Below are 24350 nucleotides of genomic sequence, written 5' to 3'. Positions count from 1 at the left end.
ATCCAGGAAACTTGATTACAAATAAATATGCTGTTTTAATGAATTTGTGTAATAGAAGCTAGATTCCAGTGTCAGCTACTTTCATGACATTATCTACTATGTAAATTGCCCCCAAATCAAAACGTTTGCACAGTTGTATGTTGGAATGACACAAGATTTGCGTTTATAAATTAAGGCGGTTATGCTAAAAGAATTTGAAATTGAACCTCTGCTAAAAGATAAAACTCCGCACCAGACTAAGGCTGTTGTTGCAATGTCCGGGGGAGTTGATAGCTCGGTTGCTGCAGCACTGCTACATAACCTTGGGTACCAGGTGATAGGTGTGACTCTTCAACTCTATGGCACTGACGGTAATGCTAACGCAAGAAAGGGTGCATGCTGCGCTGGACAGGATATTTATGACGCTAAGCGTGTAGCTGAAAGTGTTGGCTTTCCTCACTATATTTTAAACTATGAGGAAATATTCAAAAAGGAAGTAATAGAGGATTTTGCGAGTACCTATATGCGTGGGGAAACTCCCATACCATGCGTGAGATGTAACCAAACGGTAAAATTTCGTGATCTATTACAAGTTACAAAAAATCTTGGTGCGGATGTGCTCGTAACAGGACATTACGTGAGAAGGTTAGAAAAAAATGGTGAGGTAAAGTTGTGCAGAAGCATTGATAAAAGTAAAGATCAAAGTTATTTTTTGTTTGCTACAACTCAAGAGCAATTGAAGCTTTTGCGATTTCCACTAGGTGGGTTCTATAAAAGTGATATAAGAAAATTAGCAAAGTATTTCAGCTTACAAATTTCTGAAAAGCCGGACAGTCAAGATATATGCTTTGTTTCCGAAAGCTATAGTAAAACAATAGCTAAATTAGCTCCACAATCTGTACAGAAAGGTAAAATAGTGGATGTTAATGGAAAAGTGCTAGGCGAGCACAGTGGCATAGTAAATTTTACAGTGGGGCAAAGAAAGGGCTTGGGTATCGCACACAATGAACCTCTTTATGTGATAAAAATTAATACAGAAAATAATGAGGTTATAGTAGGTCCGATCAACGTATTAATGCAAAAAAAAATATTGATCAAGGAGTTAAATTGGTTAGAACAACCAAAGGAAGGTATGGAAGTAACTGTGAAGCTGAGATCATCACATGCGGGAAGTTTAGCAACAATACATTCAACTGACGAAAAAAATAAAGCCTGTGTCATTTTAAACGACGATTACTTTGGCATCAGTCCAGGTCAAGCCTGTGTAGCGTATAAAGATGAGCAAGTTATCGGCGGTGGATGGATATGCTCTTAACTAAAAGCTTTAATGCAGAGTGTAAACATACAATAGACTTCTTGCATAACCATATAACATTGGGAATAGAAACAAAAAAACTTGCTTGACAAACTCCGCCAGCCCCCTTATCATGAAACTGAAGCTATTTATTTATCTTCTCTGTACAGATTAAATGACAAAAAAACTCACGTATCTGGCGTCTCATGTTTAATTTTTTGCACTATGTGCACTCTATGTCTTTATCAAATTTCTGGGTTTTTACCTACACAAGCTGAAATACGCTTATAAAGCATTTAAAACATTAAAAAACGCCAACTTAAAAAATGGATAGTGAATAACTAGCTACCCTAGGGTTTCTTTTGCCTTTTTTTTCATTTGGTAAATTTCTTAATGTTTGTAGCTAAACGACAACCGTCATCCCGCTGCTTGTTAGCGGCTAAGAGATACCGCGAATGAATCGCGGTATGACGGTTCGCGGCGGCATAAAGATAAGTCTCGTCATCCCGCTGCGTGTTAGCGGGATCTCTTGTTAGTGGCTGAGATACCGCGGCGGTATAGCTATACCTTTTTCTACTTAGTTTGGGTTATGCAAGAAGTCTAATAACATTTATTGCTATTTTGCCATGTATCCCTTATACTATAAAGTAGAACATTATAGGTTTTAGCAATGGTTAAAGAGGTTGAAGAATTAATAAAAATTGTTGGCAAGGGCAATTTATTAGAGGCTTTGTTTATTCGTTGGGGCAGTTATCAACATGCTGGATTAAAATGGAGAGATCATAGAAATCATTTTGGTTTGCCTGAATTCATTGGAAAAGAAAAAGAACCATTAGATAAGTATTTTAACTTAAAGTTTAGTCTACAAGGGCTATTCTTAATTTATGCTCAAGCTTATAGAATTCTTATAGAAAATGTTCAGCTCAATACTCAAGAAGTAATCGACAAGATATATATGTCAGTTAGCAAGGGTGAATTAGAGGAACAGTTAAGTTCAATAATTAGTGGTGAGCAATCAACAGAAGATCAAAAAAAATTAAAGCTTCTTAATATTTTAGCGAATCCAAAAGGCAAAACTTTATTTAACAATAATAATGATTTTGAGAAACAAGTACTTAATAATGTTAAAAAGTTACTAAAGATAAATTATGCAAATGAATTTGATAAAGAATTTAGCTTATGTAAAGAAGTAATCGATCACTATTATTCTATCCACAATATAAAAGTAGATAAAGATATAGCATTACTATTTTCTAGTTATGGCATATTTTCTATACATACCAAAGATAATGATATTTCCAAAGATAAAGATATTTTATCGCTTAATCAATATATTAATGAGAAAGCTAAAATGATCAATACACCACTGTATTTTGATTACATTGTGAGATTATCACAAATGTTAAGCAAAATCGAGTTACTAAGTAGAGATGGAACCATCAAATATACAGCCGACTGTGAAAATATGGATTGGCAAGAGGAAGAATTGAAAATGAATGGATTAATATGTCCTATAAATAGAAAAAACACCCTAGAGCAACTGTTAAAAAACCAAAATAGTGATGAATTTGAACAATTAATAACGAGCCCTGAGAATATATACTACTCAGTGTTGCCAGAAGAGAATGAATATAGGCCAGATCTCATTGTCAGCAAGAAAAAAGAAAAGGACCATAAAAACACAGTCTGTAAACTTATTTTAGGTATGTTTGTATTATCTGTTGGGTTATATGTTGCTGATTATTTCTTTATGGAGCAAAAATTGTTCAACTCAATAAAAAATGTTTTGCCACAAGACAACCTTACTAACCTGATAGTTGGTGCGGTGCTTACTATTGTAATAGTATATGCTTTATTTCAATTATCACAGAAACCACCACTTTCAACAGTCGATGATGTGCAGAATAAAAAATTAGAACCGCTCCATGCAAAATAAGCTTAGAACTACATAAATGTAGCAACTTAAAAGCACATATTGTATAATGCTTATTCTTAAGTTAAGAGGTAATTTATGGATTTAAGTAAAATAACAGCGGGACCAAATGCGGTGAATGTGGTAATTGAAATAAGTGCAAATGCTGAGCCTGTAAAGTATGAATTTAATAAAGAGCTTGGGTTGTTACAAGTTGACAGATTTTTATCTACCTCAATGACTTATCCTTGCAATTATGGATTTATACCAAATACCTGCGCAGGTGATGGTGACCCTGTGGATGTTTTGGTGCTAACTCAATTTCCCTTAGCATCTAGTGTTTTAATATCGGTACGTCCAATAGGCGCATTACTCACTAAAGATGAAAAAGGAGAAGATGAGAAAATATTAGCAGTGCCTGTTTCCAGTGTTGATAGCTATTATGACAATATAAAGAACTATTCTGATTTATCTAAAAATCTACTAGATAAAATTACTCATTTCTTTTCTCATTATAAAGATCTAGAAAAGGGAAAAACAGTAGCAGTTGGAGAATGGGTTGGTGTAGAAGAAGCAAAACAAATTGTTGCAAGCTCTATTAAAAGCGGAAATTAGTTTTTGTTGATTTATAGCTAAAGTGGCTCTACGATTTGAAAAACAACAAATTCGTCATTCCGCTACGTGTTAGCTGATGAGATACCGCCCACAACTGTACGAACATTGCAATATGGCACATAGTAAACGATGTCATCCCAGTGCTTGACACTGGGATCCAGACTTTCCGTAAAAACGTTATATTTTAACATAACACTTATATGCTCACCAACTTAGTGCTAATCAAAATCCTGGATCCCAGATACTGTCTCTGCTGTCAAACAAATTATCCAACAAAATTACAATTAAATGGTTGATTATTTTTAAGAATACCAAAAAAGACATGCATTAATTTTCGCATTAACGCAAGAACTATGACTTTTGGACATTTGCCTTTACTTGCTAGACGCTGACAAAACTTTTGAAAATGATTATTATGGTTTTTGACTACTATAGCTGGCATATAAAGAGCTTTTCGAATACGCTCAGATCCTATTTTGCATATGCAACTTCTCTTACTTACTGACGATCCCGATTGATAATGTCCTGGATTTAGACCAGCAAAAGCTGTAAATTGTTTAGCATTGTCAAAGTTATCAACTGATGGCATTTCTGCGACAACAGCAACAGCAGTAAGATATCCTATACCTTTTATAGTCTTAAGGTTTTCCACCATATTTTTTAGATGTGGATAGTTATTTATATGCTCATTAATTTCTTTTTCGAGAACAATAATTTGCTCCTCTATTGCCAAAATTACTTTAGATATAGCTTCTTTGCAACTGGAATGCATATTTTTGTTTTCCAAGCGATTTGTCTGTTGCACCTTATCATCTTTTAGCGATTGCATGCAACGGTAAAGCTCCCTCAAATGCCTCATTTCAGGTGCAATGGGCTTCCAAAGAGCAGGTTTGTTGGCGATACAAAATCTAGCTATCATAGCTGCATCTGATTTATCTGTCTTATTTCTGAGCAGCTCACTTTTGCCAAAAGCTTTGATTTGGGCTGGGTTTACTATACTGACATTATGTCCTAAATCGTGCATAAAAGTAGCCAAATCTTCTCCATACCAACTAGTTGCTTCAAGACATAAATGAGTAAGATTTGCTCCATGGCCATTGCACCAAACTACAAGTTTTGCAAAACCATCTTGATTATTTTGAAAGACTTTGTGTCGTTTTTTACTGTCCACTAACAAACAAACATCAAATTTCTTTTTTGAAATATCCACACCCAAAATAGCATTTACTTGCATAAAATTGCCTCCAAGACTATAAATAAACTGAGAGTTTAGACTAACCTTGTAATACGGGATATAATTCCAAAAGATACTGTTCAGTCTTTAACTCTATGGGAGGGAAGCAAAATCTGGCTTAATGGCATTAGTGTCGCATCAGCTTCACCCTCCCTGTGAGGTATTTTAGCTCTAATGCCTCACATCATAAAGATACAAGTGTCTGGGCACTGGGATGACAAGAAAGGGAGCACTGGAATTTTTGTTTCAGCATTAGCCATGCATCTGAACAGATACAAATATTGCAATTAAAAGCATTAGACAGGCGGTAGAGGTCTTGGTATTATATAATCTTTAGGTTCTAAATTTGGAAGGGTGGCCGAGCGGCTGAAGGCGGCGGTTTGCTAAACCGTTATACGACCCAAAAGTCGTATCGAGGGTTCGAATCCCTCTCCTTCCGTATACTGTTTTGAGCACGGTCTAAATTCGCTATATTAGCATGTTTTTAGCCTATTTACCAGCGTACCTGATTTTGTTGCAATGGTTTTTATTTCCATTGTCACTGAGATCACTATTAAAAAGTTGGCTAGCATTGACTCAGTATTTATTATAGAATTGGTTATTAACTAAACAACTTTACTTGTATGTATAAAATACTAATCTTACTGTTGATAGTGTTGCCACTTAGGTTGCTTGCAACCGAGATTGAAATTGTTGCAGATATAAATGGTGAACCAATTTCAAATTTAGATATCGAAAAACGCATCAACTTTATAAATTCATTGTTTGGCACTCAAAGTGTTAATCAAAAAGAAGCAAAGCCTCAAGTGCTTAGGGAGCTAATAGACGAAATCATCATTATCAATGAAGCACAGAGGCTGAATATAAAATTGAGCAACGAGGAGTTAGATAATGCTATTATGTTATTTTTAACCCAAAGTTTTAAACTTAAGGCTAATGAAGTTGATCAATACATAGAGAAGCATAATATAGATCTTGGTATTTTAAGAAAACAAATAAAATGTCAGTTACTGTGGAGCAAAATTATTGAAGTAAGAATTGTGCCATTTATTAATATAAGCGATAAAGAAGTAGATGATGTAAAAAGGCAAACAGAAAAGCCGGATTATCTTATCACGTTCCAAGAGTTTATAACTCCTGATCAAAAAGACAAGGACGTTTATGGTATAGCTGAAGATTTAGTAAAAAAATTACGCAACAGTAATAACCCAGAATCTCCAATAAAGATGCGTAAAGCAACAGTTAATTTAAGTCAGCTAAAAGGAAAACTCAAGAGCGTTTTAGAAGGATTAGAAACCAGCGACATAGCAGGTCCATTCAGTTTTAGTGAAGGTTACTCTGTTATAAAAGTAATAGATAAAGTACAACTTAATCATGCACTGCTGGAAAGCACTTTAAAATTAAAACAGATTGTGGTTGAAGGTTCAGAAAGTTTATTAGATAATCTCAAGGAGCAAAAAGTTAATTGTTTAAATTTTGATAAATTGGCAGATAATTTTAAGTTGCCAAACGCAAAGGAATTTGAAATAAAAATGCGAGATTTAAATCCTGATTTGCAGATTTTATTTAGTAAAACAAGTGTGAATGAAATAGTAGAATTGAGAGAAAATGGCACTGCAAAGTTGATGATGTTGTGTGATATCAAGAGTAATGTAGCGGGTATAGAAGCAATCAAACAGAAAATGTACCAACAAAAGATTATGATACAAAGCAACTTGTTATTAGATGATATGCGTAAAAATGCAGCTATCAGTTATCGGTATAGTTGAAGTCAGAGAGTGTCCTTGTCTTTGTGTATAGAACTATATAAATTACTTTGTTCTATAAAATTTCAAAAAATTTGAACAAATGCAGTTAAAATAGCACATGAAGAATATAATGCTAATTGGTGGTGGAGTTGGAAATGCAGTGTTATTTTCGATAGGGAAGGCATGTCTTGAAAATAATAACAAGGTTTTGTACTTTGCTGGCTATAAGAAGTTAAGTGATGTATTTAAACGAGCACTGATAGAGCGTGCATCAAATGCAGTAGTTTGGGCATGTGAAGAAGGATTGATAGAAACAAGCAGAGATCAAGATAAATCCTTTCATGGTAATATAGTTGATGCAATAGTCTCTTATCAACAAGGAAGATTAGGTATTAATTTGAACGTTATAGATAAAATTATCACTATTGGTTCTGACAAAATGATGAAAGCTGTGAATGAAGCTAGAAAAACAATTTTAAAGCCATATCTGAAATCAGGCCACATAGCGATATCATCAGTTAATTCTCCTATGCAGTGTATGATGAAAGAAATCTGCGCTCAGTGTGTGCAGCAACATATAAATGCGAAAACAGGAGAAAGGAGTTTTGTTTATAGTTGCAGTAATCAAGACCAGGATATGGGGTGTGTTGACTTTGACTTTTTAAGTGAGCGCTTGAAGCAAAATAGTTTACAAGAAAAACTTACTGCAAAATGGATAGATCATGTTCAAAGATATTAAACAGCACAAAAAGGAAATAAGAGAGCAATATAGAGCTATAAGAAAAGATATTGATGAAAGTTATTCCAGTTATGCGGCAAATTCCCTTATTAATCTCTTTAATCAGAACTTAAGCTACGTTAAAGGCAAAACAATAGCAGCTTACATTCCAATGGATGAGGAAATAGATGTTGTGCCTTTGATGCATAGTTTACTCGATTTAGATTATAAAGTAGCAATTCCTAATAAAAATAAGTTACTAAAATTTGAGGAATGGAACGAAACAAATGAAGATGTAATTCCCGACACAATCATTACTCCTGTTATTGCTTTTGATGATCATTTTAATAGATTAGGTTTTGGCGGTGGTTGGTATGATACAATGATAGAAAAACTGCGGCCACTTGGAAAAATATTTATAGGTGTAGCCTATGAGAAACAATATTGTAAAGATTTACCTGTAGAAAAACATGATCAAAAATTGGATATTATAATCACTGAGATGTGTGTTAGAGGTTGTCCGGAAACTAGTAAATTCAAGCATATTCCCTCTTTAACATAACCCTACTCATAGCTAGGTATATGAAATTCTCAGTGGATGTTGTGAGTAAATCATACTCCTTCGATAGCCTTCTATTCCTATTAACCCAAGCAAAAGTCCTTTCTACAACCCATCTTCTTGGCTGTACTTTAAACCCTTGTTCTCTTGTTGGTAGTAGCTCAGGTGGCGTATCTTTGTGCACCCAAAATCTACATGGAGGCCTTGTAACAATTTCAATATCTATGTCATATTCTTCCTTTGTGTGATTCTTTAAATTTCTTCCTTGGTATCCCATGTCAGCCCACATTTTTTTAACTTTAGTATATTTTGTTCTCATATTGTTTAATGCTATTTTAATACCATCTCTATCATTTTCGTTAGCAGCGCCTACGTAACAACCTAGTATAAAACCCTGAGTGTCTGTAATTATATGCCTTTTTCTACCCTTTACTTTTTTACTTCCATCATAGCCTTTGATCCCCCCTTTTCTGTAGTCTTTACAGATTGACTATCTACTATACAGGCACTCGGCTGCTCATTCCTTCCTATTTTTCTTCTACTATATTTTGTAATTTCATAATTCATTTTCTCAAAAATTCCCTGCTTCTTCCATTGCCTGAACTGCTCATACACAGTCTTCCATAGCGGAAAATCATTTGGTAAATACCGCCATTGACACCCTGTACGCAATACATAGAAAATTGCTTCTAATATTTCTCTTTTGCTATACTTTGGCGGCCTTCCTCCTTTCTTGTATGATACTCTGAAGTGTTTTTCTATTCTTGCCCATTCCCTTTCGCTTAGATCTGTTGGATATTTTTTTCTCATCTTTACCCCGTACTAAAATTTCAGATATTATAGCCTTTTACTTGTTTCCGGACAACCTCTTAATATCTGATTTATTGCACAGGATTCCAAATCGCACCTGCCCATTTATCTTCTTGAGCTTCAACATATCTGCCTACAAAATGCATGCCACCTAATTTATCGTTTGGCTCACCACAAAAAATATGTCCAAACCCTATAGTTTCTTTTTCACTTCCACTATTTGTAAACCAAATGTTAGCCAGTTCATCTTTAAATAGCTCCAAATCCGCATCTGGTGTGACAATTTGATGATCAAGCTCATCATATATTTCTTTCACTACTTCTTGATGCTGCAGACAACTAAGTAAAATTTTGAAATCTTCTTTATCTGGATGCGCTCCCCAATCTCCACAAACTTTCAACACTCCTCTATCGAAGTCAGTTAATTCTGGAAATGGTGGCTGGTTGTGAACTGAAAAATGGTTCAAAATTATTTTCTTCTACATAGTCAGTGTGAAAATAATGATCCCTAATATAAAAAATAAATCCTATTATTGGTATTATTAAACACAAAATTAGTTTAACTGTCTTCGACATAATCACGTTCACAAAAAAGCTAGCCTATAAGAAATAATTTAAAAAAGTTTTAATCTAATCATTTTTGCAGAGCAGCAACTCCCGGCATTTCATCGCCACTTAACCAATCTAAAAATGCTCCTCCACCAGTGGAAGCATATGTAAAATCCTTATCGGTAAAGCCTGCAGCACTTATTGCAGATAGACTATCGCCTCCCCCTATTATGCTGGTTAACTTTCCTTTGTGCGTTAAGTCACTTACGATTTTCATTACCCCTATTGTACCACTTGCAAAAGCTGAATGTTCAAAAACACCAATAGGTCCATTCCACAGCAGAGTCTTACTGCTTGCTATTATACTGCTTATTGTACTCAAAGTTTGTGGTCCGATATCCAAAATTATATCACCGTCCAAAATGGACTCAGTTCTTCTTGAAATACTAGTGCTGTAATCAGAGTTTACTGCAACCAGAACGTCTTCTGGCACAACTATTTTGCAATTGTTTTTATTTGCTGTTTCAAGAATATTATGCAGAAGGTCGTCAACACCATTTTGAAAGAAAGATTTCCCTATATTTACTTTGCTAAATGACAAAAAATTATTAGCAATTGCACCTCCGAGAACTAGGTAATCAACCTTTTCTGTTAGCTTTATAAGCATTTTTATCTTAGTTGACATTTTGGCTCCCCCAACTATCGCAGTAATAGGTTTAGCTTTAAACGATACAGCTTTTTCAAGATACTTTAGCTCATCTTGCAAGCAAAATCCCGCGTAGGAAGGTAAAAACTCTGTAATGCGTGAAATAGAAGCGTGAGCTCTGTGAGAGCAAGAAAATGCATCATTGACATATGTATCCGCCAGAGATGCTAATTGTCTGGCAAAGTTTGCATCATTCTCCTTTTCACCTTCATAAAATCTTAGATTCTCTAGTAATATTATATCTCCTGCATCCATAGCACTCACTGCTTTTTGCACTTTTTCACCAACGCAATCATCAATGAATTTCACTTTTTTATTTAGTAACTGTGATAAAGTGTCAATTATATTTTTTAGCGACAGATTATTGTCTCTAGCCTTTGGGCGTCCAAAATGCGATATAATAATAATCTTTGCACTCGCATTCACTAAATACTGAATAGTAGGCAATGCTCTCAAAATACGAGTGACGTCACGAATTTCTCCATCTTTTATAGGAACATTGAAATCAACTCTGAGTAAGACGGTTTTATTGTGAAGATCACAATTTTCTATACTAGGTATATTCATTACAAAATTGAAGCTATAAAGTCACTATACAGCAGTTTGATCTAAAGTAAAGTTTTAAGCTTACGAACGTTTAAGGAAATTTGCATGCCAAACGCTTGACACTGGAACCTTATCGTCATGCCATCACGAACCGTCATACCGCCGGGTATCTCTTAGCCGCTAACACGTAGCGGGATACTTGACCTTTACAGGGATGACGATTGTCGTTTAGCCATAAATATTTAAGAAATTTACTAAACAGAAAAAAAGGCAAAAGAAGCCCCGTGGTTGGCTAATTACTTACATTATACTTTCAAGTATGGCGTTTTTTTATTCTAAACGCTTAATAACCGCGATTTAGCTGCTTTTTAATGCAACTAACCTTTAGTCATAAATGTTTAAGAAATTTACTAAACAGAAAAAAAGGCAAAAGAAACCCTAGGGTAGCTAATTATTCACTATCCATTTTTTAAGTTGGCGTTTTTTGATGTTTTAAATGCTTTATAAGCGTATTTCAGCTTGTATAGGTAAAAACCTAGAAATTTGATAAAGACATAGAGTGCACATAGTGCAAAAAATTAAACATGAGACGCCAGATACGTTGAGTTTTTTTGTCATTTAATCTGTACAGAGAAGATAAATAAATAGCTTCAGTTTCATGATAAGGGGGCTGGCGAAGGGTGTCAAGTAAGTTTTGCATTTGATCCGTTTCTATGACTTAGATGCCAGTGCCTGCTACTTGACTCTCGGCTGGGTCGAATTTGTATAGCTACATTGTCGGTAAATCTAAATTGCTTTAATAATTTTGATTGAAAAATAGTTTTTCTATTATATAAATGCTACTTTAGGGTAATCAAAATGGAAGACGATAAATATAGCCTAGGTTTAAGAGTTATCCATTGGTTGATGGCTGTTTTTATTATCGGTATGCTTTGCTCTGGACTTTATATGAAAAGCTTACCACTTAGCAATGAAATTAAGTTCAACATATACGCTATTCATAAGGCTTGCGGTATCGCTATTCTTGGATTAATCATAGTACGCATATTTTTTCGCGTCTTTACTTATGTTCCACCACTTCCAGCAAATTTTTCTCGGTTTGTAATCAATACAAGTAAAGCAGTGCACTTTGGTTTATATTCTTTAATGGTGCTAATGCCACTATCTGGCTATGTCATGTCTTCTGCTTCTGGCAAACAGATCAAATATTTTTCCATATCCCTTTGTTGATTAATCAAAACAAAGATCTAGCTAACACGGCTAACGAGCTACATTCGATGCTTGCATGTTTTATGGTACTCTTTATAATCTTACATATACTTGGCGCCTTAAAGCACACATTTATAGATAAGCAAAACATTTTTAAACGCATGATATAGGTTATATGTTAAGTAGCCTCTGGAAAAAAGGAACAGATTTTCTTGGCAGTGAGTTTGCGATAATGGGTGGTGCTATGAGCTGGGTTTCAGAGAGAAACTTGGTTTCAGCAATCTCAAACGCTGGTGGTTTTGGTGTGATTGCATGTGGTGCAATGTTCCCAGACTTACTGGAAAAAGAAATCATAGAGACACAAAAATTAACTAACAAGCCATTTGGTGTAAACCTAATTACTATGCACCCAAAGTTGAGTGAGTTGATAGATGTGTGTATTGAAACGAAAGTGAGCCATATAGTGCTTGCCGGTGGACTGCCAACAAAGCCTAATATAGAAAAAATCAAGGGTGCAGGCATTAAAGTTATGTGCTTTGCACCAGCATTAAGCCTTGCGAAAAGGTTAGTAAAAATGGGAGTAGATGCATTAATAATAGAAGGAATGGAAGCAGGTGGGCATATAGGTCCAGTTAGCACTTCTGTTCTTGCACAAGAGATATTGCCTCATTTTAAAAATGAACAAATACCAGTGTTTGTTGCAGGTGGAATAGGAAGAGGTGAAATGATAGTTAATTACCTGGAAATGGGAGCAAGTGGCTGTCAAATAGGTACATTATTTGTCTGCACTAATGAGTCAATTGCCCACAAAAATTTTAAGGAAGTGTTTATTAAATCGGCCGCACGTAATGCAATACCTTCTGTACAGATAAGTGCTGATTTTCCTGTAATTCCTGTAAGAGCTATAGCCAACAAAGCAAGCGATGACTTCATGAAGCGTCAAAAAGAAGTTATTGATGAATACCAAAAGGGACAGATCTCAAAAGAAGATGGGCAGCTTGAAATAGAAAAGTTCTGGGCTGGAGCTTTAAGAAGGGCAGTGATTGAAGGAGATGTTGAAACAGGATCTTTAATGGCCGGCCAAAGTGTTGGCATGGTTGATAGGGAAAAGCCTGTAAAAGAAGTAGTGGATATGTTAGTTCAACAAGCAAAGAATCATATTAATAGCAAATCTGTAGAAGTAGAAAGCCCAGAAAGCAAATAGTTAAGCGACCTTCCAATAAGCAAGTTGCCGCAATTATTTATAATATGGCATAATTGCCCAGTTTTAATGTAAAATTAACGCTAAAGAGGTATCTATACATTTTATTATGTATGGAGGAATGTTATGCACAGTCCCTTTAAAAAACCTAAGAGTAAGGAAGGAGATATTAACCAACAATTGAGCAACACTATATACAAAAAGGTAACAGCAGAAAATTATCAAGAAAATCAAGATGAGACTTCCAAAGAATGCAAAAGGTTGTTCAAGCAGGGAGCTAGTCCTAAAACATTGGCTGAATTGGAAAAAATACTGAGAGAACGACAAAATGAGCAGGCTATTGCAAAACACTTAGAGTCATCCAAGCAAGGAACTAGTCCTGAAGCATTAGCTGAGTTAGAAAAATCAGTGGGGAAAAAAAGAGAACATTATAATAATTATATCCAACACTTTCTTCCAGCGTTGAAAGCAGAAATAACAGAGTCAAAAAAACTAGACTCAAAAAAAAAGGCAGCAATAGTACAAACAATTTGGGATATTACTAACAGGAGCAGCAGTGTAAGCTCAATACCAAATGCTGTTGAAGAAAATATTGAAGATCAAATGCAGCTAAAACATATTGAAGAGCAAAACAACACACAAGAAACACCCTTGAATGTAGCTGAGAAAAAAAGTGGTGATAATAAAATACTTAGTAATTCAGATGTTACAGAGGAAGTGTTTGAAAAATATAGCAAGGTTGTGAAAGAAATAGAGGAGAAGCAAACTTCTAAACTCAGTAGTGGCAATGACTCAGATAGTGGAATAGACTCACCTGGACTGAGTGAAAAAAACTCGATATCACCAATAAATAGTAGAAAAAACAGTTTAACATCAATAGCAAGCACTTCATCTGAGGAAAGTTTAAACTCAACATTGAGCTCTGTTGAAGGAGATAATGGCTTACAACCAGAGGATGAAGGAGAGACAAAATTAGCACACCTAACTAAAACAAGGTCCAAAGGGCCAAGTGGACGAAGATCTCCTTCTAAATATAATAAAAAGATTGAAGATCAAGTTGAGAAAGAGTCACCACAGGTGTCATCCCAGTGTGTGACACTGGGATCCAGAGAAAAAGAAAGTATGGATACAAATAGTCAAACTACTCAGATGACAGGCAGCCAGGCAAAAGATTCAATGCAACCCGAAGAAAAAAGGGACAGAAAAAACGCCATTACAATCGTGCAGAAATTTCCTTTGAATAAGAAAAAGGGTGAAGATACTCCACTTGAAAAACAACCCAATAACAGAAATCTTCACGTTGCATTTGTAGCAGGTTGTGCTCTCTCCACAATAGGGTGCATTGTTGCAGGAGCAATGACATCAGGGTTGATAGGAGCAGGACTACTTGCTATGGTTGCAGTGCTTGCTATAGCAGCAGTAGCTGAATTGCATTCAAACTTCCTATCAAGTAAATTAACATCCATTAATGTGAGTCCTCTTGTTGATGATAAGAGCTTACAGCATGTTCGCAGCGGTAAAAATTAAATATGTGTTACTTGTAGTGGATAAGTGAATTCAGTTCTTGCCTATTGATATAAAAGTTGTTATATTTGAGGAGTGTTTAAAAGGTGTTTAGTTGATGCGCATTCAATTGAATAAAGTTTTGGTTTTTATAGCCTTATTAAGTTTCATTTTTGCATCATATTCTAGCGAAGCAAGTTCGGCGAGTGATGAATTAAAGGGTATACAAGAAACGGTAAAAAATTTTATTTCTTCATTTTCAGTTAAAGATACTGTAGAAAATATGAGTCCTTCAACAATCATAGGGTTGTGTATAGCTGCAGTGATACTTGCAGTAGTGTTCAGAGGTCTAATCTTTTTTATGATAATGTTTGGTGTACTGGTCCTGGTGTTCGGTAGTACAGAAAAGGCAACAGACTACTTAAAAGAAAAATTTAACTTTGCAAAAGATATAAAATTACAATCCGATAGCGAAAAAAAAGATAAAAATTAAGATAGTATTTTTATCTTTTTTAATTATCTTTATTGAATACGCATATGCAGTTAAAAGTACCAACAGTTAACTCTAAGCTTAAAAAAAAGAACAACTTAGCATTACTAGAAAGCATTGATTTAGATTTTGTTCCTTATGCTTGTCATTACGATGAAGAAACCATACTAACAAAACAGGGAGAATTGTTAAAAATAATCAAGTTAGAAGATTATTCTTCTGTTGATAACTACAGCGACCTCAGAACTGAAATTAGAAAAAGCATATCAAAAAATATTAATAGCCTGTATTTTACCGTTTGGATTCATACCGTTAGAAAGCGCAATAAACTGAGCTTGAAATGGAATAAAACTGAAGACTTCTCTGACAACCTACATTCAACGTGGTTTAATAAACTAACTGATAGTAAATTACAGTATATAAATGAACTATACATTGTAATATTGTTTAGCGATTTTGGCAAGCATACTAATAATTCGTTTTTTTTCAATAGAATAAAGAATAAGCATAAGTTGTCTTTACAAGAAAGCCATCAGGAGTTGCAAAAGATAACTGACGTAATTCAAAATGATTTAGGACCTTTTGGAGCTAAAAAACTGAGTCTAAGGTTTAGTGAAGGTAAAATATATTCTGAAATGATAGAATTTCTCCACTATATTGTTACATTAACGCACAAAGATTATCCAATACATGAAAGGGACCTGTCGCAATATATTAGAAATTTTAAAATAGCTTTTGGTTTCAATACGTTTCAAACAATATTTGAAAATCAACAGAAATTTGGCTCTATTTTCAGCATAAAAGAATACCGGGAAATCTCTTTAGGTAATATAGATAGATGCTTGCAGCTTGAATCTGAATTTATCATTACAGAAATAATGATATTTACTAGTAATAACAAAGCAATAAAAGAATTTAAAAAACAAATCAACATGCTGCAAATTAGTGAGGATAATACCTTACTTAAAAGCTCAGGAATTGAAGAAATAATAGAGCTTGAAAAGACCTCTAGTATAGACTTCTGCCAACAGAAAATTATTTTTACAATATTTGCAGATGATAGGAATAAGTTAGCTGAAAGTATTAGTGATTTATCTTCTATAATGTCATTAGTTGGCTTCATGATGTTTAGAACTGATTTACATATGGAAAGTCATTTTTGGGCACAACTTCCAGGCAATTTTGCTTTTATTACGCAACCGAAAAATATCTTAACAAAATACGCTTGCAGCTTTGCTATGCTGCACGATTTTACGTCAGGTACATTAAAAGGAAGAAGGTGGAAAGAAGCGGTAATGATTTTTTTCTCAAAAAAAGGAAATCCTTACTTCTTTAATTTTCATGGAAAAAGAAATAATGGCCATACTACGATACTCGGAGCTCCAAATTCAGGCAGAACTTCACTCATTAATTTTCTATTATCAGAATCAAGAAAGTTTAACCCAAGAATTGTCATATTGGATAACACTGGAAAATCAATAATTTTTACTAAAGCAGTGAGTGGTAAATATTACATAATCGATCCAAAATATAAGGACAAAAGCCTAAAATTTAATCCACTAAACATTGAAGATAGTGCTTCCAATCGCAATATGTTGGTTGAACTGATCAGAAGAATGGTAGCCGATACGAGCTTGGTGGACGTAGAAGAAAAGATAAGAAAAATTGTGGATTCTATATTTGCTATACCCAAGGAATCACGTTCTATTTCACAAATTTCTGAGGTGCTCTTGCTCCTTGGGGGTAAGATAAGTAGATGGTGTGACGATGGTGACTTTGCTTACTTATTTCAAGATGGTAATGAATCAGATATTGACTGGGAAACAAAAATTATATCTCTCAACACCGCAAACCTTACAAAACAAAAGGAATGTATGTCCGTGATACTTTACTATTTTTTATATTCTTTTGAGGCAAAATGTGATGGCTCGCCTGCAATACTTGTTTTGGATGAAGCATGGGAGATAAGTAATATTTTTCCTACAGAGAAAGAGTTTGATAACTGGATGCAAAGAATGACGGAACTAAATGTTGCAGTAATCCTAAGTACTGAAAATTTAAATCTCGCATTTGCTAGCAAATTTACTCAATATTTAGATAAACATGTTGATACAAGAATCTTGATGCCGAACGTCAATGCAAATAGATTATACATGAAAGCATTTTCTTTATCAAAAGAGGAGCTGAATATAATTCTGCAGACGCCAACGCAGGAAGGTTTATTTTTGATAAAACAGTATAAAGGATTAGTAACTTTAAATTTAGATTTAAAGAATATGCAAGAAATACATGTACTTTCAGCTAACAAAGAGACGATAAAGTATATGTACGAGGCAATAAAGGAAAAAGGAGAAGAAGTTAATGAGTGGTTACCGGTATTTTATGAGAAGTGTAAGGCTTAATTTCTTATTGATATTTTTTTTGATACTTGGTCTTTCGTATCAAGGATATGCTGATTGTCCAACATTTGTAGAAAGTAATACTTGGTTGGAAGCAATAGTTGGTGGAGATTGGGTAAAGGAAATTAAGGTGCAAGCAATAAAAGATCAAGGAGTTGATGGTTACTTTAATCCCAAAATTAGAGTATGTGCTTATGATGGACAAAGTTATTGTTATGACTTACAAAGTGGGGAATCCTGCCGCCAGATATATGGAACGCAAGGTACAGGAGCTGGAGTTTCTGCTGCAGCTTTTATTGATTGGGAAGGGGATAAAACAAAAGCTGGAGGAGAAATTGCTCGGGGTCTTAAATGGGAATGGGCAGACGGTGTTACTGATGAGGAAAAAAGAAGATTCGCTAACTCTCCTAAAATATGTGCTTGCAGTCAAAAAGGGGCTTGTATGTCAGGAATTTCTTCATGGGGTTCTAGAGTATTTTCGGGTGAGAATATTTTTCGTCCTGGGGAGATGGAAAAAGTCTGTGATACCTGCTACCAAACGGCAGTAAAATGTGCTCCCGTGCCACTTGCACCTAGTCCCCCTCCATTTTGCGAGCAACTTGCAATGTCACCTCCACAAGTTAGAATTGTTCCTATAACAGATAAAGACAATGATTACTTTAATCCTAAGGTTAAGGTAATCATTGGTGATCTGAAAGGAAGAGACGGAGAGATTGGAGAAAAATTAGATTTCCCTAAAGGGTATGGAGAAAATAAAGCTGAGTGGCGCTCTATTTTAGACAAAGATGGCATCACGTACTACTTCAAAACCTATAGAAAAAAGGGCCAGCTCTGTGCTGAATACCTTGGAACTCAAAGTATAAATGAACAAAATCCACAGTTCGTCCGCTGTTTTCCTGCACCACCTGCTCCAGAACCTGAGATAGTGGAGATAGTAAATAAAAATACATTGAAAGTAGAAATGAAGATGAGTGAGAGCACTTGTGCTAAAGCACATGGAACCTATAGTAATGGTTCCTGTACTTTTAATGTTAATACTGACCTCAACCATCCTATAAACATTGGCCCCCTATCTTTAAAAGTAGTAAAACCAGCAATAGTAGCAAAAACAACTGATAGTAATATTGATAATATTATAGAAGGTATATTAGAAAGTAATCCGCAACAATTTAAAGTTCTGAAAGAATATGGCTATGTTCCTGATGTGCAAATTAAATGTTCTAAAGGCGGAAGTTTTTATAGTTTTAATGATTTTGAGAAAAAGTTAAAAGACAAATCTATTCAATGTGAATTTAATAACTCTGGGCAGCCGGAAATAGAAGTAAAGTATAAAGGAAATTCTAACAGTAAAATGCTTTGTCTTTCTGGATGGCAGCCAGAACCAGAGGAGTTTGTTCTTAAAAGAGAAAATAAAATAATACCACTAAAATTAATGGGAACAAGATATACTAAATACAATGCTGTTTACTCCAAGGAATCAAATCAGTTCTATTATCTTCCAAGCAAGGAAATAGTTTACCCTTTGAAAGAAACTCAAGAGAGGTTGGATAAAATAATATTTAATAAGCAAGAGTATGTTTTCTTCCCTGATGAAAATGAGCAGAAGAAGGGAGAATGCAGTTACTGTGTAAAAAGAAATGATGAGATAGACGATACATTTAAATCTAGTAAAGGACTGAAAGTAGTATACAAATTGACGGATGTAGAGCATAGAGAAAAATGTAATCAAGGTGATGATGGTTGTATCTGCTTTACTGGAACATGCAGCCGTTCAACACGATATGTAGACAAAGAAAACACTCAACCTTTTTATACAAAGATTTCACAAAATACAAATGGCGTTGTCACACAACAAGAAGCACCAATTAAAGCAAACAGAACGGAGGTCTTTTACGCTGATAAATTGTGTAGGTTCGATTTAGAAGGTCTCAAAAAGAAATTAAAAGAAAAATTAAAAGAGATAATCAAGGAACATCTGAAAAATAAGAAACCAGATCTTGAAAAAAATAATGAAAAATCCTATGATCATAAAAATAAAGATGTTTATACAGATGACTTATCAATAAAATTTGATCGTATTAAAATAGAAGCGTGGGGAAGTGGTGAAGCAGGTCATATACAAGGTAGTGGCTGTGACAATCAAAAATGCCATTCTACTGAAAGCAGAGTAGGGATGCCAGGAGATTATATTAAAGCTAAACTGAAAATCGATCCTAATTATCCTATAATTAAGGTGCAAGTCACAGAGGGAGGGGGTAACCAGGAAAGTAACCTCTCAGATAAGGACGGGGGACCTGTTTTCATAGAAATGTGCAATTCGCAGAAGCAACATTGCCAGCAACTGATTACTGTTGCAGGTGGAGGTGAGTATAGAACATACGGTGGTAAGGGTTATGAGGAAACAGTAATTCATAAGCAAGATTTAAAGCTAGAGGAGAAAATTGTAAAGGCAGATAAACTGAAGTCTACACAAGACAATCAAATAGCATATATAGAAAATGGTGAAATCAAGTATGAAACAGTAGAGTGTGGAAGTGGTTTGAGAAGCAGTAGATCTGGTGCAGGTGGCTGCATTAATAAAAGCAAAGGAATTTATGGTAAAGGCTCTCCAGGGTATGTGAAGATTAGACCTATTATAAAGGAATTTGACGAAGAAGAAATAAATGCTGCTATTAAAAAAGTAATAGAGGATCTATACGATCTTGAAACTATGACTGATTTTTGGGTAGGGGATCTTAACGTGAATATAAGTGGGATAATTAAAGAGGAACTCAAAAAAGAATTGTTAAGGTAAAAAGATATAACTCTGAAAATTATGCTCTCGTTTTAATAATTAATTAAAGTAAAGCATGTAGTAAATGGTGTAATTGCTGTATCTTAACAAAAAGGTATAACGAATGTAAGGAGGGTACTTTATGTCTCTAAAGAATAAAATTTCTGAGCTAATAGAACAACAATTTAGCATTAAATACCATGACAATTATTTGGCTTACGCTATACATAAGTGGGCTGCAAGCGAAATATCTAATTCTATTGCTTTTTGCATAATTGGTTGTGGAAATTGCAAGATTGGATATCAAGATGCTGCAAATTCGTTCAACATAACAAAAGAAGAAATTGAACAAGGCAATATTGCAAGCATAGAAAGTAAAATAAAAAATGAAGCTGAAAAATCAGGTAGCGAGTTTTCTGAGTTGATTTCTAGAGTGGATCAATCGCTAAAAGAGCAGAGTGAAAAGTCTATTGTACAAATTTTAGATTCATCCGCTGAGGAGATGTTAAGGAGTTTCTGTGATAACCCTGTACAGTCTCCAGAGCCTCAAGAACCCTCTGCTTCATCTGAAGAGCATGCTACAGAAGGCCCAGAAACTAGTGTTAATTCAGATCTTTTGTCAACCTAATCAACCCCATATATATGTTTTTTTTGTACCCATGCTTTGCGTTTTGGGGTGGAAAGAAAGCACCATTCTTCGTTGCATTTTTCTATCTTCATCACAACAAACTTGTCTATTTTCATAGTAATCTTGCTGTCTACACTCTGTTTTTGATATCCATAAGTATCTTCTTTTACAATCGCGTAGCGCTTATCACTAAGAAGATTGCCTTTTATCCATCCGCAGTCTTCATCTATATCGCAGACCTTTTTCCAACTCTCAAACTCTTCTATCACTTTCAGGGGCAGATTTTTGCAAGTGTATATCCATTTTACAGGATAGTGAAACCCTGGCCCCGTTCTCATGTTGATCTTATTTGATTTGGTTGAAACAAAGTTGTTAGCAAACAAGCTATGGCTAAATAATAAAAACAATAGGATAATAGTACTGAACCAAGATCCCAGTGTCACGCACTGGGATAACGTGAGGGATAGTGTAACAGACTTATTCATCATAATTCACGATTAGGTTGACATAAGATAAAGAGTAAATTAAAAATTGAATAGATCTTTAAATGCAAAATCAATGCCTATAGAAATATTAATGCCTGCTCTTTCACCGACAATGAGCAAAACTGGAGGAAAAATTGTAAAGTGGCATAAAAAAGAACAAGACAAAGTTGAAGTAGGCGACGTAATTGCTGAGATAGAGACTGATAAAGCCATAATGGAGTTTGAATCTATAGATGAAGGAGTTTTAGCAAAAATTTTAGTAACAGAAGGAACAAGTGGCGTGCCTGTAAATCAACCAATAGCTTTAATGCTGGAAGAAGGAGAAGATGAAAGTGCACTTGACAACTATACTTCAACTTCCATCAATAGTGCAGTTAAAAAGGAAGTGACAAAAAGTGCTGTTGATAATCAAAAATCAGAACACCAAGATTTAAACGGAAAGCCAATAAGTCATTCTTCGGTGTCATTCCAGCGCGTGACGCTGGAATCCAACCCCTCAATGTCATCCCAGTGCTTGACGCTGGGATCTAGAAAAGAAGAATGGATCCCAGTGTCAGCTACTCAGATGACAGAGGGTTATGCAGAAGGTAGAACAAAAATAAGCCCATTAGCTAAGAAAATAGCTCAAAATGAAGGGGTTAATGTGCAGCAATTAAAAGGTACAGGACCATATGGTCGCATAATTAAGGCTGATGTGTTGGAGTTTTTAGGCAGTGGTATACATACTGAAAGTCCTGAGAAAGATACCATAGTTGAAGTAAGCAACATGCGCCAAGTGATAGCACAGCGCCTGACTGAATCAAAACAGAATGTTCCACATTTTTATTTAACTGTAGATTGCCAGGTTGATAAGTTAATATCGTTAAAAAACGAGATTAACTCAGCAGATGAAAACAATAAAGTAACAATTAATGATCTAATCATAAAAGCTGCAGCTTTCAGCATGAAAAAATTTCCTGATATAAATTCTTCGTGGATAGATAATAAAATACTGAGATATTCAAATATAGATATTTCAATCGCTGTGGCACTTGAAGATGGGCTAATTACTCCTATAGTAAAAAATGCTGATAAAAAGGGTATTTTATCTATATCAAAAGAAGTGAAAGATTTAGTAAGCAGAGCAAGATCTGGAAAATTGAAACCTGAAGAGTTTCAAGGAGGAGGGTTTACTATCTCCAACTTAGGGATGTTTGGTATAAAAGCCTTCAGTGCTATAATCAATCCGCCGCAATCTTGCATTATGGCAGTTGGTGCATCTAAAAAACAACCAATTGTTATGAATGAGAAAATAGAAATAGCAGAAATAATGACAGTAACGCTCTCTGTTGACCATAGAGCAGTTGATGGGGCACTCGGAGCAAAGTTTTTAAATGCCTTTAAGCATTATATAGAGAATCCTCTGGTGATGCTTATTGAAACTGCGGTAATCTATTAGCATTGTTATTACAAAATTAATACCTCTAAGTTTATACTTTTATTAGTTAATAGGTTTAGAGGTAAAAAAATGGTATCCGTTCAGGAGAGTGGTTTAAGAAACAATAGATAGGAGATTTTGGAAAGGATTGAGACCCCTTTGTTTCCAAGTTAAGTATAATGAAATTATCCGCTCAAGGAATGTATTTCCCCGCTTTGATTGTGTAAAATATGAGTTTTTGCGATAAACGACATAATGCCGAATTTGCCGTTCAGCGTGGTTATTTGTCAGCGGAATATTTTCTGGGTCATCTAAAAATTTCCACATCATTCTTTCAGATCTCAGAACATTTTTTGCAACTCGAGAGGCTCCAATTGCTTCAGGTAAACGAGATATCTCCTTCAAGTAATACTTTGTACGTTTTCTTAATTTTCTGGCACGTCTGACAAACCTCAAAACATCTATCTCACTTTTTAGTAAAGCTTTTTTTAGTGCAAATAATTCAGTGGCCACGTTTCTCAAGTAACAACCCAGAACTTTAACTTCAATATTCCAACTATGTGCTAATCTTTCAAAATCTCTTGATAAATGTGCCCAACAGATTTGCCTGTTTTTATCGGCAAAATAATTGTATGCTGCATACCTGTCAGTTATTACCAAGCTATTGCGATTGCAGAATTTACTATTTTGTAAAACTTTCATTCCTCTTGACTCTGTAAATTTTACAAAACTTGCCGTATTGCTTGCAAACATCCAACACCAAGCGAGTTTACCTTTGTTATAATGGCTCGTTTCATCAATATGTAGAACTTTACTCCTACTTATCTCTTGTTCGATCTGCTCATACATTTTTTTGCATTTTGAAGCAACTCTATGTTCACTATTTGATATGCTACCGACGCTTATGTTCAAATTGAAGATATCATTTACGACACTCGCTATTTCGCGTTTTGAATTTTTGTAGAATCCGCTGAACGCTGCAATTATTGACTTAACCCTTGGACCAAATGTATCTGGCGTAACACCTTCCGGTAACTTGCTACTTCTTCTCTTTCCGCATCTCCGACAACGGCCATGTTCTAACTGATATTCCACTACATAAGGCTTGATTTCTGGAAGATCAACTTTCTGATGAATATATGGTTTTTCACATATTGCAATTTCTCCTCCGCATTCGCAAGTATTAGGCAACTCTATCTTTACTACTTTATCTGCATCCATGTTGGCGCGAAAACTTCCTTTATGACCAACCTGACCGCCAATATTCCTTTCGCTTTTCGGCTTATTCTTTTTTATTTTATACAACTCTTTGGAACTTGGTATTGATGAATTTTTTGAGCTTAAACCGAGTCTTTCTCTTAACTCAGCATTTTCTATCTTTAAAGCCTTATTTTCTGCTTTTAAACTTTCATTCTCTTTTTCCAATCTTTCTATTTTTGCTTCTAACCTTTCTATTTTTTGCTGTAAATTTTTGCAAAGTTCTAAAAGGTTTACCATATTACTTCACTTTTGCTCTATGATTATCTTCTTAGATCACCTTGTCTACCTTATTCTGCCACTCCGCTGAACGGATAC

At 34.9% G+C, this 24350-nt stretch carries 20 protein-coding genes, 1 tRNA gene and 1 pseudogene; 15 read left to right on the top strand and 7 right to left on the bottom strand.

All coding sequences use genetic code 11. From position 1 onward, the window contains the following. Positions 1-181: 181 nt before the first annotated feature. From mnmA to ppa, 3 genes are all read left to right on the top strand, one after another. A complete protein-coding gene (gene mnmA, locus AACH21_RS01940) occupies positions 182-1294 on the top strand; it encodes a tRNA 2-thiouridine(34) synthase MnmA (protein ID WP_006279545.1) in 1113 nt (370 codons plus the stop codon). 649 nt (positions 1295-1943) lie between these two features. Further along, positions 1944-3209, top strand: a complete 1266-nt coding sequence (locus AACH21_RS01935; RefSeq protein WP_338482664.1) for a hypothetical protein — start codon at positions 1944-1946, stop codon at positions 3207-3209. A gap of 75 nt (positions 3210-3284) precedes the next feature. Further along, the gene (gene ppa, locus AACH21_RS01930; RefSeq protein ID WP_077188435.1) at positions 3285-3800 is read left to right on the top strand and encodes an inorganic diphosphatase; all 516 of its coding nucleotides are present in this window, start codon (positions 3285-3287) and stop codon (positions 3798-3800) included. A gap of 62 nt (positions 3801-3862) precedes the next feature. Here ppa and AACH21_RS01925 read toward each other — a convergent pair whose 3' ends face one another. Continuing rightward, the gene (locus tag AACH21_RS01925) at positions 3863-3991 is read right to left on the bottom strand and encodes a hypothetical protein (protein ID WP_338482663.1); all 129 of its coding nucleotides are present in this window, start codon (positions 3989-3991) and stop codon (positions 3863-3865) included. A 74-nt stretch (positions 3992-4065) separates the two neighbouring features. After that, positions 4066-5034 carry an IS110 family transposase gene (locus tag AACH21_RS01920; protein ID WP_236514440.1) on the bottom strand — a complete coding sequence of 323 codons (969 nt, stop codon included), beginning with the start codon at positions 5032-5034 and terminating at the stop codon, positions 4066-4068. Positions 5035-5382: 348 nt separating this feature from the next. On the opposite strand from AACH21_RS01920, the gene AACH21_RS01915 reads away from it, so the two are divergent. The 4 genes from AACH21_RS01915 (at position 5383) to AACH21_RS01900 (ending at position 8062) form a co-directional block, all read left to right on the top strand. Beyond that, positions 5383-5473, top strand: a tRNA-Ser gene (locus AACH21_RS01915). A gap of 184 nt (positions 5474-5657) precedes the next feature. Next, positions 5658-6803, top strand: coding sequence for a SurA N-terminal domain-containing protein (locus AACH21_RS01910; protein ID WP_338482662.1), 1146 nt, complete (start codon positions 5658-5660; stop codon positions 6801-6803). A gap of 97 nt (positions 6804-6900) precedes the next feature. Then, a complete protein-coding gene (locus AACH21_RS01905; RefSeq protein WP_006279429.1) occupies positions 6901-7521 on the top strand; it encodes a hypothetical protein in 621 nt (206 codons plus the stop codon). Next, positions 7505-8062, top strand: a complete 558-nt coding sequence (locus AACH21_RS01900) for a 5-formyltetrahydrofolate cyclo-ligase (RefSeq protein WP_338482661.1) — start codon at positions 7505-7507, stop codon at positions 8060-8062. The genes AACH21_RS01905 and AACH21_RS01900 overlap by 17 nt, the downstream gene beginning before the upstream one ends. Here AACH21_RS01900 and AACH21_RS01895 read toward each other — a convergent pair. From AACH21_RS01895 to AACH21_RS01885, 3 genes are all read right to left on the bottom strand, one after another. After that, positions 8037-8869, bottom strand: a protein-coding gene (locus tag AACH21_RS01895) for an IS5-like element ISWpi1 family transposase (protein WP_338482219.1) whose coding sequence is annotated in 2 segments (ribosomal slippage) — positions 8037-8500 and positions 8500-8869 — 834 coding nt in all. Because the reading frame shifts where the segments join, the coding sequence is not laid out codon by codon here. The two genes, AACH21_RS01900 and AACH21_RS01895, sit on opposite strands and share 26 nt — an antisense overlap. A gap of 71 nt (positions 8870-8940) precedes the next feature. Next, complete coding sequence (locus AACH21_RS01890; RefSeq protein WP_338482660.1) at positions 8941-9270, bottom strand: EndoU domain-containing protein; 330 nt, start codon at positions 9268-9270, stop codon at positions 8941-8943. 233 nt (positions 9271-9503) lie between these two features. Further along, on the bottom strand, positions 9504-10691 hold the full coding sequence (locus AACH21_RS01885) for a phosphoglycerate kinase (protein ID WP_077188326.1): 1188 nt from the start codon (positions 10689-10691) through the stop codon (positions 9504-9506). 837 nt (positions 10692-11528) lie between these two features. Here AACH21_RS01885 and AACH21_RS01880 point away from each other — a divergent pair. The 7 genes and pseudogenes from AACH21_RS01880 to AACH21_RS01850 all read left to right on the top strand — a co-directional run bounded on the left by AACH21_RS01880 (position 11529) and on the right by AACH21_RS01850 (position 20873). Next, positions 11529-12049, top strand: a pseudogene (locus AACH21_RS01880) (cytochrome b). A gap of 5 nt (positions 12050-12054) precedes the next feature. Further along, a complete protein-coding gene (locus tag AACH21_RS01875) occupies positions 12055-13083 on the top strand; it encodes an NAD(P)H-dependent flavin oxidoreductase (protein ID WP_077188405.1) in 1029 nt (342 codons plus the stop codon). A 123-nt stretch (positions 13084-13206) separates the two neighbouring features. Further along, positions 13207-14607 (top strand): hypothetical protein, encoded by a 1401-nt coding sequence (locus tag AACH21_RS01870; protein WP_338482659.1) that lies wholly within the window; start codon positions 13207-13209, stop codon positions 14605-14607. Positions 14608-14701: 94 nt separating this feature from the next. Then, a complete protein-coding gene (locus tag AACH21_RS01865) occupies positions 14702-15076 on the top strand; it encodes a hypothetical protein (RefSeq protein ID WP_006279398.1) in 375 nt (124 codons plus the stop codon). Between the two features lie 44 nt (positions 15077-15120). Next, entirely contained in the window at positions 15121-17475 is a 2355-nt protein-coding gene (locus AACH21_RS01860) for a type VI secretion protein (RefSeq protein WP_338482658.1), read from the top strand. Continuing rightward, positions 17456-20266, top strand: coding sequence for a hypothetical protein (locus AACH21_RS01855; RefSeq protein ID WP_338482657.1), 2811 nt, complete (start codon positions 17456-17458; stop codon positions 20264-20266). The genes AACH21_RS01860 and AACH21_RS01855 overlap by 20 nt, the downstream gene beginning before the upstream one ends. A 121-nt stretch (positions 20267-20387) precedes the next feature. Next, a complete protein-coding gene (locus AACH21_RS01850; protein WP_236514438.1) occupies positions 20388-20873 on the top strand; it encodes a hypothetical protein in 486 nt (161 codons plus the stop codon). Here AACH21_RS01850 and AACH21_RS01845 read toward each other — a convergent pair. Beyond that, positions 20870-21361, bottom strand: coding sequence for an SH3 domain-containing protein (locus tag AACH21_RS01845; RefSeq protein WP_007551030.1), 492 nt, complete (start codon positions 21359-21361; stop codon positions 20870-20872). The genes AACH21_RS01850 and AACH21_RS01845 overlap by 4 nt on opposite strands. 70 nt (positions 21362-21431) lie before the next feature. On the opposite strand from AACH21_RS01845, the gene AACH21_RS01840 reads away from it, so the two are divergent. Continuing rightward, positions 21432-22796, top strand: coding sequence for a pyruvate dehydrogenase complex dihydrolipoamide acetyltransferase (locus tag AACH21_RS01840; RefSeq protein ID WP_338482801.1), 1365 nt, complete (start codon positions 21432-21434; stop codon positions 22794-22796). Between the two features lie 93 nt (positions 22797-22889). Here AACH21_RS01840 and AACH21_RS01835 read toward each other — a convergent pair whose 3' ends face one another. Further along, positions 22890-24272, bottom strand: a complete 1383-nt coding sequence (locus tag AACH21_RS01835; RefSeq protein ID WP_007548562.1) for an IS66-like element ISWen3 family transposase — start codon at positions 24270-24272, stop codon at positions 22890-22892. Positions 24273-24350 lie beyond the last annotated feature (78 nt).

The organism is Wolbachia endosymbiont (group A) of Ophion costatus, assembly GCF_963969245.1.
Lineage (GTDB): Bacteria > Pseudomonadota > Alphaproteobacteria > Rickettsiales > Anaplasmataceae > Wolbachia > Wolbachia pipientis.
This window is presented reverse-complemented; position numbering and strand designations above follow the sequence as displayed.

What these genes read in the sequence shown, in the direction of transcription:
- mnmA (WP_006279545.1), top strand. Translation starts at nt 182, where the DNA reads ATGCTAAAAGAATTTGAAATTGAACCTCTGCTAAAAGATAAAACTCCG.
- AACH21_RS01935 (WP_338482664.1), top strand. Translation starts at nt 1,944, where the DNA reads ATGGTTAAAGAGGTTGAAGAATTAATAAAAATTGTTGGCAAGGGCAAT.
- ppa (WP_077188435.1), top strand. Translation starts at nt 3,285, where the DNA reads ATGGATTTAAGTAAAATAACAGCGGGACCAAATGCGGTGAATGTGGTA.
- AACH21_RS01925 (WP_338482663.1), bottom strand. Translation starts at nt 3,991, where the DNA reads ATGTTAAAATATAACGTTTTTACGGAAAGTCTGGATCCCAGTGTCAAG.
- AACH21_RS01920 (WP_236514440.1), bottom strand. Translation starts at nt 5,034, where the DNA reads ATGCAAGTAAATGCTATTTTGGGTGTGGATATTTCAAAAAAGAAATTT.
- AACH21_RS01910 (WP_338482662.1), top strand. Translation starts at nt 5,658, where the DNA reads ATGTATAAAATACTAATCTTACTGTTGATAGTGTTGCCACTTAGGTTG.
- AACH21_RS01905 (WP_006279429.1), top strand. Translation starts at nt 6,901, where the DNA reads ATGAAGAATATAATGCTAATTGGTGGTGGAGTTGGAAATGCAGTGTTA.
- AACH21_RS01900 (WP_338482661.1), top strand. Translation starts at nt 7,505, where the DNA reads ATGTTCAAAGATATTAAACAGCACAAAAAGGAAATAAGAGAGCAATAT.
- AACH21_RS01885 (WP_077188326.1), bottom strand. Translation starts at nt 10,691, where the DNA reads ATGAATATACCTAGTATAGAAAATTGTGATCTTCACAATAAAACCGTC.
- AACH21_RS01875 (WP_077188405.1), top strand. Translation starts at nt 12,055, where the DNA reads ATGTTAAGTAGCCTCTGGAAAAAAGGAACAGATTTTCTTGGCAGTGAG.
- AACH21_RS01870 (WP_338482659.1), top strand. Translation starts at nt 13,207, where the DNA reads ATGCACAGTCCCTTTAAAAAACCTAAGAGTAAGGAAGGAGATATTAAC.
- AACH21_RS01865 (WP_006279398.1), top strand. Translation starts at nt 14,702, where the DNA reads ATGCGCATTCAATTGAATAAAGTTTTGGTTTTTATAGCCTTATTAAGT.
- AACH21_RS01860 (WP_338482658.1), top strand. Translation starts at nt 15,121, where the DNA reads ATGCAGTTAAAAGTACCAACAGTTAACTCTAAGCTTAAAAAAAAGAAC.
- AACH21_RS01855 (WP_338482657.1), top strand. Translation starts at nt 17,456, where the DNA reads ATGAGAAGTGTAAGGCTTAATTTCTTATTGATATTTTTTTTGATACTT.
- AACH21_RS01850 (WP_236514438.1), top strand. Translation starts at nt 20,388, where the DNA reads ATGTCTCTAAAGAATAAAATTTCTGAGCTAATAGAACAACAATTTAGC.
- AACH21_RS01845 (WP_007551030.1), bottom strand. Translation starts at nt 21,361, where the DNA reads ATGATGAATAAGTCTGTTACACTATCCCTCACGTTATCCCAGTGCGTG.
- AACH21_RS01840 (WP_338482801.1), top strand. Translation starts at nt 21,432, where the DNA reads ATGCCTATAGAAATATTAATGCCTGCTCTTTCACCGACAATGAGCAAA.
- AACH21_RS01835 (WP_007548562.1), bottom strand. Translation starts at nt 24,272, where the DNA reads ATGGTAAACCTTTTAGAACTTTGCAAAAATTTACAGCAAAAAATAGAA.